15 protein-coding genes are annotated in these 13680 nt (G+C 66.5%); 4 read left to right on the plus strand and 11 right to left on the minus strand.

All coding sequences use genetic code 11. The features are described 5' to 3' along the window. Positions 1 to 10: 10 nt before the first annotated feature. The 6 genes from trpB to VF643_RS12690 form a co-directional block, all read right to left on the minus strand. Complete coding sequence (trpB, locus tag VF643_RS12665; RefSeq protein ID WP_331043748.1) at positions 11 to 1273, minus strand: tryptophan synthase subunit beta; 1263 nt, start codon at positions 1271 to 1273, stop codon at positions 11 to 13. After that, positions 1270 to 1896: a phosphoribosylanthranilate isomerase gene (locus tag VF643_RS12670; protein WP_331043749.1), complete on the minus strand. Its 627-nt coding sequence runs from the start codon at positions 1894 to 1896 to the stop codon at positions 1270 to 1272. The genes trpB and VF643_RS12670 overlap by 4 nt, the downstream gene beginning before the upstream one ends. 81 nt (positions 1897 to 1977) lie before the next feature. Continuing rightward, positions 1978 to 2652: an orotidine-5'-phosphate decarboxylase gene (gene pyrF / locus VF643_RS12675; protein ID WP_331043750.1), complete on the minus strand. Its 675-nt coding sequence runs from the start codon at positions 2650 to 2652 to the stop codon at positions 1978 to 1980. Further along, entirely contained in the window at positions 2649 to 2978 is a 330-nt protein-coding gene (locus VF643_RS12680; protein ID WP_331043751.1) for a hypothetical protein, read from the minus strand. The genes pyrF and VF643_RS12680 overlap by 4 nt, the downstream gene beginning before the upstream one ends. 81 nt (positions 2979 to 3059) lie before the next feature. Beyond that, a complete protein-coding gene (locus tag VF643_RS12685; RefSeq protein ID WP_331043752.1) occupies positions 3060 to 5327 on the minus strand; it encodes a patatin-like protein in 2268 nt (755 codons plus the stop codon). Between the two features lies 1 nt (position 5328). Continuing rightward, positions 5329 to 6024 (minus strand): endonuclease/exonuclease/phosphatase family protein, encoded by a 696-nt coding sequence (locus VF643_RS12690; protein WP_331043753.1) that lies wholly within the window; start codon positions 6022 to 6024, stop codon positions 5329 to 5331. A 200-nt stretch (positions 6025 to 6224) separates the two neighbouring features. On the opposite strand from VF643_RS12690, the gene VF643_RS16150 reads away from it, so the two are divergent. Both VF643_RS16150 and VF643_RS12695 read left to right on the plus strand, forming a co-directional pair. Beyond that, complete coding sequence (locus tag VF643_RS16150; protein ID WP_414713857.1) at positions 6225 to 6407, plus strand: Arm DNA-binding domain-containing protein; 183 nt, start codon at positions 6225 to 6227, stop codon at positions 6405 to 6407. A gap of 52 nt (positions 6408 to 6459) precedes the next feature. After that, entirely contained in the window at positions 6460 to 6621 is a 162-nt protein-coding gene (locus VF643_RS12695) for a hypothetical protein (RefSeq protein WP_331043754.1), read from the plus strand. A 557-nt stretch (positions 6622 to 7178) separates the two neighbouring features. Here VF643_RS12695 and VF643_RS12700 read toward each other — a convergent pair. Then, the gene (locus VF643_RS12700) at positions 7179 to 7388 is read right to left on the minus strand and encodes a hypothetical protein (RefSeq protein ID WP_331043755.1); all 210 of its coding nucleotides are present in this window, start codon (positions 7386 to 7388) and stop codon (positions 7179 to 7181) included. Here VF643_RS12700 and VF643_RS12705 point away from each other — a divergent pair. Continuing rightward, entirely contained in the window at positions 7387 to 7653 is a 267-nt protein-coding gene (locus VF643_RS12705; protein ID WP_331043756.1) for a hypothetical protein, read from the plus strand. The two genes, VF643_RS12700 and VF643_RS12705, sit on opposite strands and share 2 nt — an antisense overlap. A gap of 222 nt (positions 7654 to 7875) precedes the next feature. On the opposite strand, the gene VF643_RS12710 is transcribed toward VF643_RS12705, so the two are convergent. The 4 genes from VF643_RS12710 to VF643_RS12720 form a co-directional block, all read right to left on the minus strand. Further along, positions 7876 to 8196, minus strand: coding sequence for a hypothetical protein (locus VF643_RS12710; protein WP_331043757.1), 321 nt, complete (start codon positions 8194 to 8196; stop codon positions 7876 to 7878). Between the two features lie 141 nt (positions 8197 to 8337). Then, positions 8338 to 8808 carry a hypothetical protein gene (locus VF643_RS12715; protein ID WP_331043758.1) on the minus strand — a complete coding sequence of 157 codons (471 nt, stop codon included), beginning with the start codon at positions 8806 to 8808 and terminating at the stop codon, positions 8338 to 8340. A 516-nt stretch (positions 8809 to 9324) separates the two neighbouring features. Continuing rightward, positions 9325 to 9573: a PilZ domain-containing protein gene (locus VF643_RS16155; protein ID WP_414713858.1), complete on the minus strand. Its 249-nt coding sequence runs from the start codon at positions 9571 to 9573 to the stop codon at positions 9325 to 9327. A gap of 86 nt (positions 9574 to 9659) precedes the next feature. Beyond that, positions 9660 to 11735, minus strand: coding sequence for a FecR family protein (locus tag VF643_RS12720; RefSeq protein ID WP_331043759.1), 2076 nt, complete (start codon positions 11733 to 11735; stop codon positions 9660 to 9662). 156 nt (positions 11736 to 11891) lie between these two features. Here VF643_RS12720 and VF643_RS12725 point away from each other — a divergent pair, with 156 nt between their 5' ends. Further along, complete coding sequence (locus VF643_RS12725; RefSeq protein ID WP_331043760.1) at positions 11892 to 13571, plus strand: ShlB/FhaC/HecB family hemolysin secretion/activation protein; 1680 nt, start codon at positions 11892 to 11894, stop codon at positions 13569 to 13571. Positions 13572 to 13680: the final 109 nt, after the last annotated feature.

The raw sequence follows: 13680 nt of genomic DNA on the forward strand, positions 1-13680 counted from the left end.
ACGACCCTTATCACATCTCGACGCCGAGCGCATGGGCCACGGTGAAGATGTCCTTGTCGCCACGCCCGCACAGATTCGCCAGGATGATCTGATCCTGCCGCATTTCCCGTGCCTTGCGAGCCACCGCTGCGATGGCGTGCGAAGGTTCGAGCGCGGGGATTATGCCTTCCGTCCGGCACAGCAGCTGGAAGGCGTCGAGCGCTTCCACATCGGTGGCGCTGTCATATTGCACCCGGCCGATGTCGCGCAGCCACGCGTGTTCCGGGCCGATGCCGGGATAGTCCAGCCCAGCCGAGATCGAATGCGCCTCGGTGATCTGGCCGTCCTCGTCCTGAAGCAGATAGGTCTTGTTGCCGTGCAGGATCCCCGGCGCGCCGCCCGCCAGGCTGGCGGCATGTTCCTTGTCGAGGCCATGCCCGGCCGCCTCGACGCCCAGCATCGCGACGTCGGCGTCGTCGAGGAACGGATGGAACAGGCCGATCGCGTTCGATCCGCCGCCGATCGCCGCGACCAGCAGGTCGGGCAGGCGACCGGTGCGCGCGAGCATCTGTTCGCGTGCCTCGCGGCCGATCACGCTCTGAAAATCGCGGACGAGTTCGGGATAGGGATGCGGGCCGGCGGCGGTGCCGATGATGTAGAAGGTGTCGTGGACGTTGGCGACCCAATCGCGCATCCCCTCGTTCATCGCATCCTTGAGCGTGTGGGCGCCGCTGGTGACCGGGCGGACCTCGGCGCCGAGCAGCTTCATGCGGAATACGTTGGGCTGCTGCCGCTCGATATCGCGCGCGCCCATGTAGATGACGCAGGGCAGGCCGAAGCGCGCGCAGACCGTCGCGGTGGCCACGCCGTGCTGGCCCGCGCCGGTCTCCGCGATGATCCGGGTCTTGCCCATGCGGATCGCGAGCAGGATTTGGCCGACGCAATTGTTGATCTTGTGCGCGCCGGTATGGTTCAGTTCGTCGCGCTTGAACCACACCTGCGCGCCCATCCCCTCGGGCGCGCTCTCACGCAGCGCCGCGCTCAGGCGCTCGGCATGATACAGCGGGCTGGGGCGCCCGACATAATGTTCGAGCAGGTCGTCGAACTCGGCCTGGAAGGCGGGATCAGCCTTGGCGGCGCGATATTCGCGGTCGAGATCCAGCACCAGCGGCATCAGCGTCTCGGCGACGTAGCGACCGCCGAAGTCGCCGAAATGGCCGCGCGAGTCCGGTTGTTGACGGAAGCTGTTCGCTCCCTGGGGGGGGTGCGTCCGAAAGGAATTGGGAGCGTTCATGGGTTCGCGGCTTTAAGGAAGGCGGCGATCTTGTCCATATCCTTGACGCCCGGCGCGCTTTCGACGCCGGAGGACACGTCGACCAGCGCGGCACCGGTGCGGCGGATCGCTTCGGCTACATTGCCGGGGTCGAGTCCGCCCGAAAGCGCCCAGGGCAGCGGATGACGAAAGCCGTCGAGCAAAGCCCAGTCGAAACGAATGCCCATTCCGCCGGGGAGCGATGCGCCTTCCGGCGTCTTGGCGTCATAGAGAATGCGGTCGGCGGCGCCCGCATAGGTCTGCGCCGCGTCCAGATCCGCGCGGGTGCGTACCGCGACCGCCGCCCAGGTGTCGCACGCGAGCTTTCCCCGGATGGCGGCTGCGCGTGCGGGCGCGGTGTTGTGAAGTTGTACCGTGTCGATGTGGGGCGCCGCGCGCTCCAGCAATTCGTCGGACGGATCGACGAACACGCCGACGCGGCGGATGTGGTCGGGCACGCGGGCGGCAAGTTCGGCAGCGCGTTCGAACCCCAGGTTGCGCGGAGAGGGTGCGAAGAAGACGAAGCCGACGTGGCTGGCGCCGCCACGCAGGGCTGCATCGAGGGTCGAAGGCGTCGAGAGGCCACAGATTTTGGCGAGGGTCATGGCGGCTCTCTAGGCCCTGATTGCCGGTAGGGGGAGGGGGCGCGCCTTCCGACTCCGCTCCTTATCCCAGCGGCAGAGGAATCAGAGGGTCGCCCCGATCGCGCGGGCGGCGGTATCGGGGTCTTGCGCGTGCGTGATGGGGCGGCCGATCACGAGGATCGAGGCGCCCGCATCCACCGCGGCGCGCGGCGTGGTGACGCGCTTTTGATCCCCGGCGGCGTGATCCGGGAGGCGGACGCCCGGAACGACGAAAAAGCCCTTGGGCCACACCGCCTTGGCCGCCGCCACCTCGGCACCCGAGCAGACGATGCCGTCGAGCCCGGAGGCGCGCGCCAGTTCGGCCAGGCGAACGACCTGATCGTGGGCGGTGCCGGAGACCCCCGTCGCCACAAGGTCGGGCGCGTCGAGGCTGGTCAGCATCGTCACCGCGACCACCTTCGTATCGGGCGGTGCGGCGGCCTTGGCGTCTTCCATCATCGCGCGGCCGCCCGCGGCATGGACGGTCAGGATCGCCGGGGTCAGCGGCGCCAGCGCGCGAACCGCCTTCGCCACGGTATTGGGAATGTCGTGGAGTTTGAGGTCGAGGAAGATCGGCAGCCCCAGCGCCGCGATCTCGCGCACCCCCGGCTGGCCGTGAGCGCAGAAGAATTCGAGGCCGAGCTTCACTCCGCCGACGTGATGGCGCACGCGGGTCGCCAGCGCCTTGGCAGCGGCAAGATCGGTGGTGTCCAGCGCCAGATAGATGCGGCTGGTCATGCGCTTGGCGCCGCCGTCGGCGTCAGCGGATCAGCCGTAAGCGGGCCTGATGGAATAACCGGCTCGGGGACGGGCAATGGCGCGGGAACCGCAACGCGTCGTTCTGCGGCGGCAAGGCGCTGCCGCAAACGCCAGCGTACCGCGTGGTGATAGATGAACGTCGGGATCAGCCCGGCCAGGAAGGTGACGAGCAGCAGCAGCGGCAGGTTTACGCTGGCCGTGATGTCGTTCCACAGGCGAATGTCCACCCGCGTCCAATTCCCGACGGTGAACACCGCCGCCATGAAGGCGAGGAGGCACCAGAACAGGATTTTCAGGAATTGCATCGGCGCGCTTTCCGCTGTGATCCGGCATCGCAGGCTAGCGCCAAGGTGTACCCTTGACCAGCAGGTTGACGCAAACCGCGTTTAACCGATCTCGCGGCGCAGCGTCGCGAACAGCGCCGCGATCGCAGTCAGCCTCGGCTCCTCCTCGTCGAGGATCGCCAGAAAGGCTGCGCGCTTGATCGCCGCGGCCCTGCCTGCGCGCAGACGCACCGGCAGGGTGGATATGGTGATGTCGATCATCCGCTCGGCGCCGTGCAGGCGGCCCCACAAATAGTCGTTCTCGCGATAGGCACGGCTGAAGAACGCGCCGAAGCTGTTGAACTGAATGCCCTTCAGCGTCGCCTCCGCGCCACCTTGGCGGATCGCGGTGGCGTCGTCGGGGGCGATGCGATCTACCTTGATGGCGTCGAACTCGTCCAGCCCCTCCCCCTGCAACAGCGGCAGCGTGGCGATGTCGAAATAGGGAAATCCCAGATAGGCGAGCAGCAGCGGACGGCGCGCATCTTTGGTCAGCGTCGCCATCGCCTCTGCCAGGCGAGCATCGGTTTCGGCGTCCTGCCGAGGCAAGTCATAGGCGGCGGCGATCGCATCGAGCAGCACCGCGCCATCCCCGCGCGGCAGTCTGCGCAGGCCCGTGTGAAGATCGCGGCGCTGAAGATTAAGGTAGGCGGCGAGCGAATCGTACACGGCTTCGCGCATGGCCACGACGTCCTCGCCCGCGGCTTCGACCTCGGCGACGCGGCGCGCCAGAAGGCGAAGGCGGCGAATGCGAAATCCCAGATCGAAGCGGCGGAGGAAGTCGATCGCCGCGGGGCTGGCCTTGCCCGCGAAGCCGCCGCCGATCTCGCTGGCGCCGCTCGCCGCGATGCTCGCCTCCAGCCGCGCACGCAACCGCCGCCGCCGCGGACCGCCCGGACCGTCGCCGTGGTCGAGCAATTGCGCCAGGGCCTCGACGATGCCCGCCAGCTTCATGTGCCCATAAGCGGCATAGCCATAGCCCGCGCCCGTGGCGGCGGCGACCTGTGCCCGTCGGCGCCACGTCGCCAGGCGCGCGGCGGTGGGGCGATCGAGAAACAGGGTGTAGCCGAACAGATGTTCGACCTCGCCTTCGACCTCGGCACGGATCGCGCTCAGGATCTGACGCATGCGGTCGATCCGTGTCGAGCGTTCCGCGATCGCCTCCAGATTGTCGCGGATCGGCTGCTGGCGCGGCAATTCGCTGATCGCACCCAGAATGATCTGGAAGAAGCCGGGATCGCCGCCTTTCTTGCCGAGGCGGAACTTCAATCCCGGAAAGGGGTCGATGTAGATGAACCGCCGGTCGATCTCGCGGCGCGCGGGGCGTTGCTTCAGCGCGTCGATCGCGGGGCGGAAGGGTGCGTTGGCAAGGACCGATCCGTCGATTAGGATCGCCTCTTCGGCACTGCGCGCTGCCGCATGGCGGGGCAGGACGCGGGCGAGAAAGGTCTGCCGCTCGGGCCAGCCGACCTGGCGATCCGCCAGCACGCGGTCGAGTTCGCGCACGGTGAACGGCGGGAAGGCGCCGGGGAAACTGGAGGTCGCTCGTGCGGCAAAGGCGAGTTCGGGCGCCACCGCCAGCGTATCGAGCGCCTGCCCGCCGTCGGTAAAGCTGACGACCAGCCGGTGCTCGGTCTCTACCACCTCGGGGGGCGAGTTGAGACTCAGGCGCTCGGGGTGGCCGGTGAAGTCGGTGACGGTGACGAACAGGTCCAGCGGCTGACCGGCGGGCAACAGGCGGGGGCCGCGCTCGCTCGCCGCCATCGCATCGAACGCGTCGAGCAGCAGGCCGGTGAAGGTCGCGCCACCGAACGGCGGCTCAAACCAGCGCGATCGGACGAAGTGCGACAGCTTGGCACGCACCTCCTCGCGCGTTGCCGGATCGTCGAGCTTCTCCACCGCATCGGCGCTGCGCCCCGCCGCCAGCCAGGCCAGCGGCAGCGCCCAGACCTTGGAAAAGCGCGAATGCGGCGCCGCATCGGCGTCGATCAGCGCCTCGACGTCGGCCGAAGTCAGCCACAGGTCGGTGAGCGGATCGAGGCTCTGCCCGGTGGCGATCGCCTGGGCCAGGAAGATGCCGTTGATCCCGCCCGCGCTGGCGCCCGCGACGATGTCGGCCAGCACGCGGACACGGATGCCGGCCTGCGCCTCCATCTCGTCGAGCAGCATCGCATAGACGTTGGCCGTGCCGCCGACCGCCGGCATGCCGTCGGCGCGTGCGCGGCTGGCGCGGGCGAGGTGCCATACCTCCTTGGTGATGCCGTGCATGTACACCGCCAGGCTGATCCCGCCGTAGCAGACGAGCGCCAGGCGGAGTTCCTTCTCGTGCACCTCAGATGGCGTCCAGCATCGCCCAGATGGGCAGATGGTCTGACGCCTTGCGCGCAGCGGCGCTTGCATGGACCCCGCAGTCGACGATCCTCAGGTCGCGCGACACCATGATCCGGTCCAGCCGGGCGATCGGCCGGCGCGCGTGGAAGCTGGGGCCGGTAACCGCGAAATCGTGATCGCGAGCGAAATCGCGCAGGCACCCGGCGGCCGCGGTCCATTCGTTCAGGTCGCCCATCAGCACGGTAGGCATTTGTGCGGCGCAGTCCTGAACATGGCCGATGATGGCCGAAGCCTGCTTGCGGCGCCAGAGGCCGGACAGATCGAGGTGCATGCCGACGACGCGCAGGCAGCCGGATGCGGTCCGCACGTCGGCGCGCACCGCGCCGCGGGGTTCGAGCGCGGGAAGGTGGATCGCCTCGCACGCGTCGATCCGCGCGGATTTGCGGACGAGGATGGCGTTGCCGTGCCAGCCCATCGACTGCGCGCGCTTGGCAATGCCGACAGCCTGCCAGTCGCTGTGATCGGCGAGCAGATGCGGGGTGAGCACGCAGGCACGCTCGCCGAAACGGCGGTCCGCCTCCTGAAGCGCGATGACGTCAGCGTCGATTTCGCGCAGCACGTCCAGGATGCGTTCCGGGCTGCGGCGGCGATCGGTGCCGATCCCCTTGCGCATGTTGTAGCTGGCGACCTTTATCATCCGTGGCCACCCAACGCGAAAGGAATGGTGCCGGTTGCAGGCACCCCACTATATGTTCGTAGTCGTTCATGTTCGTAGTCGTTCGCGGTTGGCCGTCCAAGCCTTGGCGTTCCCTGTTGATTCACGTTCCGCGTTTCGCCTTTGCTAGCTGACGTTCGCCAGCAGCCGCATCAGAGTGGGGGAACGGACATGGGAACCATATGCCTCAGCTAACCGCCTTGTCGGTCAGGAACGCCAAGCCCGGTCGACACGCTGACGGGAGGGGCCTTTATCTGCTGGTCAAGCCGACGGGCGCGCGCTCGTGGCCGCTCCGGGTCCAGGTGGACGGCAAGCGTCGGGACGTCGGGTTCGATCCGGTCGACACTTCGTCCCGCGCCACCTAGAAGGGCGAGAGCCGCCGATCGCGATCCCGACCTGCACCGGAAGGTGTTGACGTTGAGCGAGGCGCGTGAAAAGGCGGGCCTGCTGCGCAACGCCGCCAAGGCCGGGATGGACCCGGTGATCGAGCGCGACCGCGAGCGCCTGTCGATCCCCAAGTGCTGTGACGAAGGGACCGCCGGGACCGACGCCGCATGGCGGTGTCCTCCGCCTAGATGAACGATGCGCCCGCGGTTGTGGGGGCGAACGCGGGCGATTTCGTCGATCGTGCGTTCGGCTCAGCGCCGGGCACGATCGCGCGGCCATGACCCGGAGATGACGACGCGCTTTGTTGAGATCGAGATGCTGCCCGCGGCAAGGCGCTGGTCGACATCGACAAGCTGACGCATGCCGTTCCGAGGGGGTCGGCTCGCGAGTTTCTCGGTGCCCACACCTGGACGTGCCGCACACGCTTGACGAGCTGGAGAACGTCCTGGCCGGCCGCGGAGGGACGGACAACGGGGAGAACAGCCGGGCTGGGTTCGGGACGCGGCGCTGAGTCCAGCCCGCATCACATGTAAGCAGCATCGCTTCTGGAACAGCGATCGGCTGTCACGATTGTGGATTTGCTCGCTATCACTTTCGTGGGTCATCCTCATCCAGGATGAACCTGGCTGGACAGGCGAAGCCTCCATATACCCGAGTCAGGTTGGATCGACCAAGCAACGACATGTCGCACTCCCCTTGAGACGCTTGACGTGACGCTGATTCCTGCGGCTCCAATGTCCGCCGACGTCTCAACCAAGGGAACGACGGGCGGCAATTAGCGGGAGCATCCAGGCCATGACCGACGGCGGCGAGAACCCGTCGTAAAGACATGCACCCTGATCGCGCCGCAGCATTCCGCAGGTGACGCTGCCTATTAAGATTGCCGCCGGAGCGCGGCTCAAGATCGGGGCGATGTTGTTGGCTTGCGGCACGACGATAATGGGGTAGTCGGCCACCATGGACCTCGACGACCAGATGCGCCGCTATTTCGGCACCGACGACTTGGCCGCGGTGCCGCCCGCCGCGCTCGCCGCTGGCGTTGAACGGATGCGCGTCGACCTTGGCTTGGAGAAGGATCGATCCCGACGATTCGCGTTGTGGACGCTGCTGTTCACGCTGGGCGCCGCGCCCGATCTGGATGTGGCGTTCAAGGACACCGCCGACCGAGATGCCGCCAGGAACCTGATGGAAATGGCCGAGCGGCTTGCGCCCGAGGACGGGTAATGCCCGGCCATCACGCTCCCCATTTTGGCCTTTCCTCGCCCGAGTAGAACGCGTGCGGTCGTATGGCTCGGTTCGCCGGGTTAACCTGGCCGGACGCGCAGGTGTCGGCTTCTCGGGCGTAGATGGGAGCGTCGTTGCCTTGCCTCCGAACCGCACCCGGACGACGCTCGGGTGCGATGCAGTCGGCCAAAGGGAGGGCGGCTTACGCCCTCCCCAACCGGTTCAGTCCTTCTTGCCCTCAGTCGTGCCAACCACCGGCACGTCGATCGTCTTCTTCTCGGTCTCTACCTTGGGGACGTCCACGGTGGTCTCCTTGGTCCCGACGACGACCTTCTTCGAGTCGACGTCGACGTTCGGCAACTCGCCGCCCTTGACGCTAACCTGAGGTGCCTTGAACTCGCCGCTCGTGTTGAGCCGCCAGAACCCAGTAAAAAACAGTGCTGCAACGATCAGCAAGGCGATCACGACGATGATCGCTATCGTCTTGCCGGCACCACCGCGCCTGTCGACGCGAGCGCCTTCTCCGTTCCGATATTCTGTCAAGATACTCTCCCGGACTTGCGATAAAATAACGCAACACACCCGCGGGATTTCTCCCGGGTGGATCGCTTTACCACTTGGGCTACCAAGGTTGCCAGCAGTTGAGACAAGGGTGGGCAGGGAGCCGAAGCCCCCGGCCGCCCGTCAATACGCCGCGGCGCGCGCCTGGGTCGACGAGTGTCCCCCGTTGCGGAATAGAACGTCCCGGGCTCGTGCCGCGTCCGCGCTGTTCGCCTGGACGGTCACCAATATGCCGCCGCCCTTGAGCCGGTCGCCGTAATAGGCCGCGTCGTCATCGCTGACGCCATGGTCCTTCAGCGTTTCGTTGAAGGCGCCTGCCGCGACACCGGCCGCTGCACCGAGCGCCATCGCGCCCGGGACCGCCGAGGCTGCGATCGCTCCCGCCGCGACGAGCGGTCCGACGCCCGGGATGGCGAGCGCGAGGACACCAAGGCCAGCACCCAGCGCACCACCGCCAAGAATGCCACGCGTATAATTCTCATGGTGCTCGTCCGTGATTTCTCCGTCGCCAGCGCGCGTCGTCGTCGTGTTGCCGCTCGTGGCGATCACCGACAGAGCCTCATCTCTAACGCCAGCTTGGCGCAGCTCGGCCAACGCTCGTTCTGCTTCGGCTCGGCTATCGAAGATTGCCGAGACGGTTGACGACGAGCCGCCCGATCCTCCAACGGCTGTGCCGCTGGCCGCAGCGATGCCACCGCTTCCACCCGCAACCGCACTCGCGGTGCGATCGAGCTGGCCACGGTTTGGATCATCGCCGTGCAGCGCTGCCGATACTCCGCCGCTTCCACCCGTGATCGCGTTTGCCGCACGATCAAGGGGACCGCGCTTGGGATCGTCGAAGCCGAATGCGCTCGTGTCGTTGTCGCTCATAGGTATTCTCCCGTGGAGGAAAGCCGGGTGACAGGACTGCTGATCCATCGCCTGGATGGCTCTCGCCCCGTGGCCCCTAGGCGGAATAACCCCGTGCTCGCGGGAAGGTTCATGTTGCACCTCTCACCCGATGGTACGAAACCACCTCTTAGCCTGGTAGCGCTCCACTAAGCAGGTGCGGTCGGGGCTGCGGCGGCGTGCGATCACCGGCCAGCTGACGGAAGAGCCTCGAGAGATGGATCACCCACGGGCACTATCGAACGCTAGCGCCCCTTGCAGCTCAGGAACTGACAGGCCTCGCTCGAACTCGAAACCGAGACGACCACCCTTATTCCAGACGACCCTGCCGCGGCGCTTTGTGCCGGCGAACTGAATATCAACATGCGGGTCTTGAGACAGGTTCGTGCCAGCGTGCACGAGCGCTCCAGAGTATGACAGGTTCAGTATGTGGCAGCGCACCGGTCCCGATGCGAGATTCAGGGTTGCCAGTAAAACGCCTTATACCGACGGTTATCGCGGTGATCTGCTTCGGCGCGGTAGGGCATAAATGCTCTCGTGTATCGATATAGTGCAGTTCAGCCCTTCTTACCCTTCTGAGTTTCGATCACCTGCTTGGCGGCGTCTTCCGCATCCTTGCCGGCCTTCTTGGAAGCATCGTCTGCGGCCTTCGCGGCCTCCTTCGCGGCATCCTCTGCTGCTTTCTGCGCGTCTTTCGCGGCCTTCTCTTGATCCTTGGCAGCATCGGCTGCAGCTTTGGCCGCGTCCTTCTCGGCATCCTTCGCCGCCTTCTCAGCGTCCTTGGCAGACTTGTCGGAGGCTGCCTTCGCGGCGTCGTCCGCAGCCTTCTGTGCGTCCTTTGCCGCCTTTTCAGCTTCCTTGTCCAAAGCAGCCTTGGCAGCGTCCTTGGCCGCCTTGTCTGACGTGGCCTTCTCGGCGTCCGCCGCCGCCTTTTCGGCATCCTTGGCCGCTTTCTCCGACTCCTTCGCAGCCTTGTCCGCCTCCCTGGCCGCCTCGGCAGCAGACTTGTCGGCCGCATCGCGCGCCGCCTTCTCGGCGTCTCTGCTTGCCTTTGCCGCCTCCTGGGCAGCAGCCCTTTCTGCGTCTCGGGCCGCCTTGTCGGCGTTGGCCTGATCGGACGCCTTCGATGCCTTGGCAGCGTCATCAGCGGCCTTGGCGGCAGATTGTGCCGCTTGCTCGGCTGCGGCCCTGCTCGCCGCGTCGTTAGCTGCCGCTGCTTCGTCAGCTGCCTTCACTGCAGCGCGTGCGGCATTGTCGGCAGCGGCTTGGGCAGCCTGCTTCTGGGCTTCCTGCGCGACGCGCTGGGCTTCGGCTGCGGCCGCAGCATCAGCTGCCCGTCGCGCCTCGTCGTCAGCCTTGGCGGCGACCAGTGCCGCAGCCTTGGCCGCGTCCTCGCTAGACTTGTCCTCAGCGGCCTTGCGTGCATCGTCGGCAGCCTTCGCCGCGGCGGCCGCATCTGCCTGAGCCTTGGCCTGGGCCGCGTTCATGGCAACACGCTCGGTCTCGGCTTGAGCCGCAGCGTCGGCTGCCGCCGCGGCAGCCTTTGCACCATCCTGCGCCGCCGTAGCGGTTGCCGCGCGTGCCGCTGCTGCCTGCTCCTGCTCGGCACTGGCCTTTGCTGCTGCTTCGGCAGAGCGGGCCGCGGCGGCGGCGGCATCCTGCGCGGCCTTGTCCGCGCTTGCCGTCGTCTCCGTAGCAGCGACTGCATCGGCGCTGGTCTTGGCGACGCTGGCTACGGCGACCGCCTGTTTGGACTGGGTAGCAACGATCTCAGCGGCGACCTCAACCACCTTCACCGCGGCTGTAGAGGCTTCGGTGGCGACGCGGGTCGCTTGGGCCACTTCGGCCATTGCCAAGGCAGCGGTCTCTTGGCCCACGGTGCCCTGCACCATGCCACCGGTGGTCACCTGCAGCGAAATAGGCGCGGCATAAACCGGCTGTGACAGGGCAGCGAGAACGACAGGGGCCGGCTCGGGGGCAGCTACAGCAGGCTCCGCAGACGCGGTTTGGGACGCAGCCGCAGCAGGTGCCGGCGTGGGCGCAGATGGCGGAGATGCAGGCGAGTCGATCACCGTCCGCACACCGTCACGCTCGACTTCCATGCGGAACTGGTTGCTCGCGGAAACGATTGCGATTGCGCCGGGCGTGATCAGATCATGCGCGCCGCCATCGCGGGTTGCGACCTCCACGGCACCTTCCAGAACCTGAAGGGATGTGCCGCGTTCGGCGACGTTGACGCTAAAGGTGGTGCCCTTGACGACTGCGGCGAAATACGGTGTCTTGACCTCGAAGTGCGGTGTCATCTTCTTCTTTATCATGAAAACGACGTTGCCGAAGTCCTGGAAAATGCGCGTAAATCCGCTCGCCTCTTCCGCGGCGGCAGGCAGCCTGACCCGTGAGTTAGGCGCGACCATCATGAACTCGGTTCCGCGCACCAGGACAGCGCGGCCCCCCTTGCCAGCGGTGACGGTATCGCCCGAGCCGATCTCGAGACCGCGGGCAGCTGTCTTCACCATGCCGTCGTGCGACACCTGAACCGACCCAACGGCTTCACTGATTGTCCAGCCCTGCGGTCCCGCCACTGCGGCAGTCGAGCAGGAGGCAGCTAAGACGGCGAGAAGGTGTTTGCGCAAGATGACACTCCAGCGGGACAATACGCCCGTGTTCAACCGCTGATCGCGTAGGCCAGCAGGGTTTCCCAGGCATTGCGTGGCTTGGTAACTGCGGCGTTACCCGGCTAATTTCGCGCACTAACCTTTTACAAAGGCTGGCTTGCTACCGCCTCAGCCATGATCGGGTCGAACAGGCTATCCTGCCCAATATTGAAGTTGATCGCCGCAGCGGCGGTCGCGATTGCACCTTTGCATCTCCATGCAGCGCAAGTGAGGCTCGATCGGGCAGATCCTACGATCACCGAGCAGACGCTGCCCCAGCTCGCGCCAGAAAACCGGAACGCCCCGCAAGACTCACAGGTCGAGGCTCCGGTCGCTACGGTGGGCAGCGCTCAGCAGGCGACCGGGATTGTTGCAGCCGTCTCTGTAACCGGAGCGCAGGGGATCGATCCCTCGTCCTATGCCGACGTCATCGCGTCTGTGGTCGGGCGAGAGCTCACCCGCTCAGACCTGCGGAACCTTGCAGGGGCTGTTGCCAGCGTCGTCCGAGCGCAGGGCTACCCGTTCGCTACCGCTTCTATCGAGCCCCAGTCGATGAGCAACGGCGTGCTGCGTGTCTCGGTGGATCAAGGCCGGATCGACGCCGTTCGGGTGATAGGCGCGCGTAACGCAACTGCGGATGCTCTGCTCGTGCAGATGCTGGCTGCGCGCATGCCCGTCAGGCAGGCGACGCTGGAGCGGGCATTGCTCCTCGTTGGCGACATCCCCGGCGTGCGGGTGAAGGACACCCGCTATCTGCGGCAGGACGGCTTCGGAATCCTGCTGGTCACCATCGAGCGCGACCGAGCAAGCGCCTATGTCCAGGTCGACAACCGTGGTAGCGATGAGGTGGGGCCGGTTCGCTCCACGGCGCTCGCGAGCTTGCGCGGACTGGCCAGCGATGGCGACGAGCTTGGGCTGATCGTTGCCAACACCCCGGTCCAACCGGACGAGTTCGCCTTCGCGCGGTTGCGATACAGCGCACCGATCGATGCAGCGGGATCAGTTCTCTCAGCCTCTACATCCTTCGGCCGCTCCAACCCGGGAGCCTTGTTGGCAGCGCTGAATGTAGTCGGGCGTAGCACGGATGTGGCCGTCGCCTATTCACGGCCGCTGCTTCGACGCCGGGAGCATAGCGTGTGGAGTTCGTTCGAGTTTCGGGCCGTGTCTATCGAGCAGATGCTGGCCGGCCGCCTCCTACGCAACGATCGCCTCGCGACGTTGACCGGCTCGCTCAACGGCTTCGCAAGCGTCGCGGGCGGTGCCGTACGAGGTGACATATCTGTGGCGGCTGGTCTGCCGCTATCCGGCGTGACGCGGCAGGGCGATCCGCGGACCTCGCGCGCCGATGGCGACGGGCGCTTTGTGACGGTCGGCTACCAGCTGGAGTGGACCAAGAAGGTGGCGCGGCCGTTGACGCTGGTGCTGTCATCGGTGGGGCAGGCGGCGTCGCGCCCGCTGCTCGCGACTGCCGAGATCGGCCTTGGCGGGCCTGGCTACGGTCGCGGTTACGACTATGCCGAGCGCACCGGGGACAAAGGAATCATGGGCTCGGCGGAGCTTCGCCTCGACACTGGCCGGGTTCTTCGCGGCGTCGTGGACCGCACCCAGCTCTATGGCTTCGTCGACGGTGGCACGGTTGGGAACCTTCGGGCGGGCAGGGGTGGGGGCACACTGGCCTCGACCGGCTTCGGCCTGCGCGCAGGCACTGGACGGTGGGACGGAATGGTAGAGCTTGCTCTGCCCCTCAACGCAGACCGGTTCGACACGCGTGACCGGAGCCCACGCCCGTCGCTGCGACTCTCGCGTTCGTTCTAATCAATCGTGCCGGCAGCCCTTCTTCGCCATGGCCGCCTATCCATCTGGCTGTCGGCATTAGCCGTCGGGTGCTTTCTAGCAATAAGCGGCGCAGGCGGGCGGCTTGATC

Source organism: Sphingomonas sp. (genome assembly GCF_036387595.1).
Lineage (GTDB): Bacteria > Pseudomonadota > Alphaproteobacteria > Sphingomonadales > Sphingomonadaceae > Sphingomonas.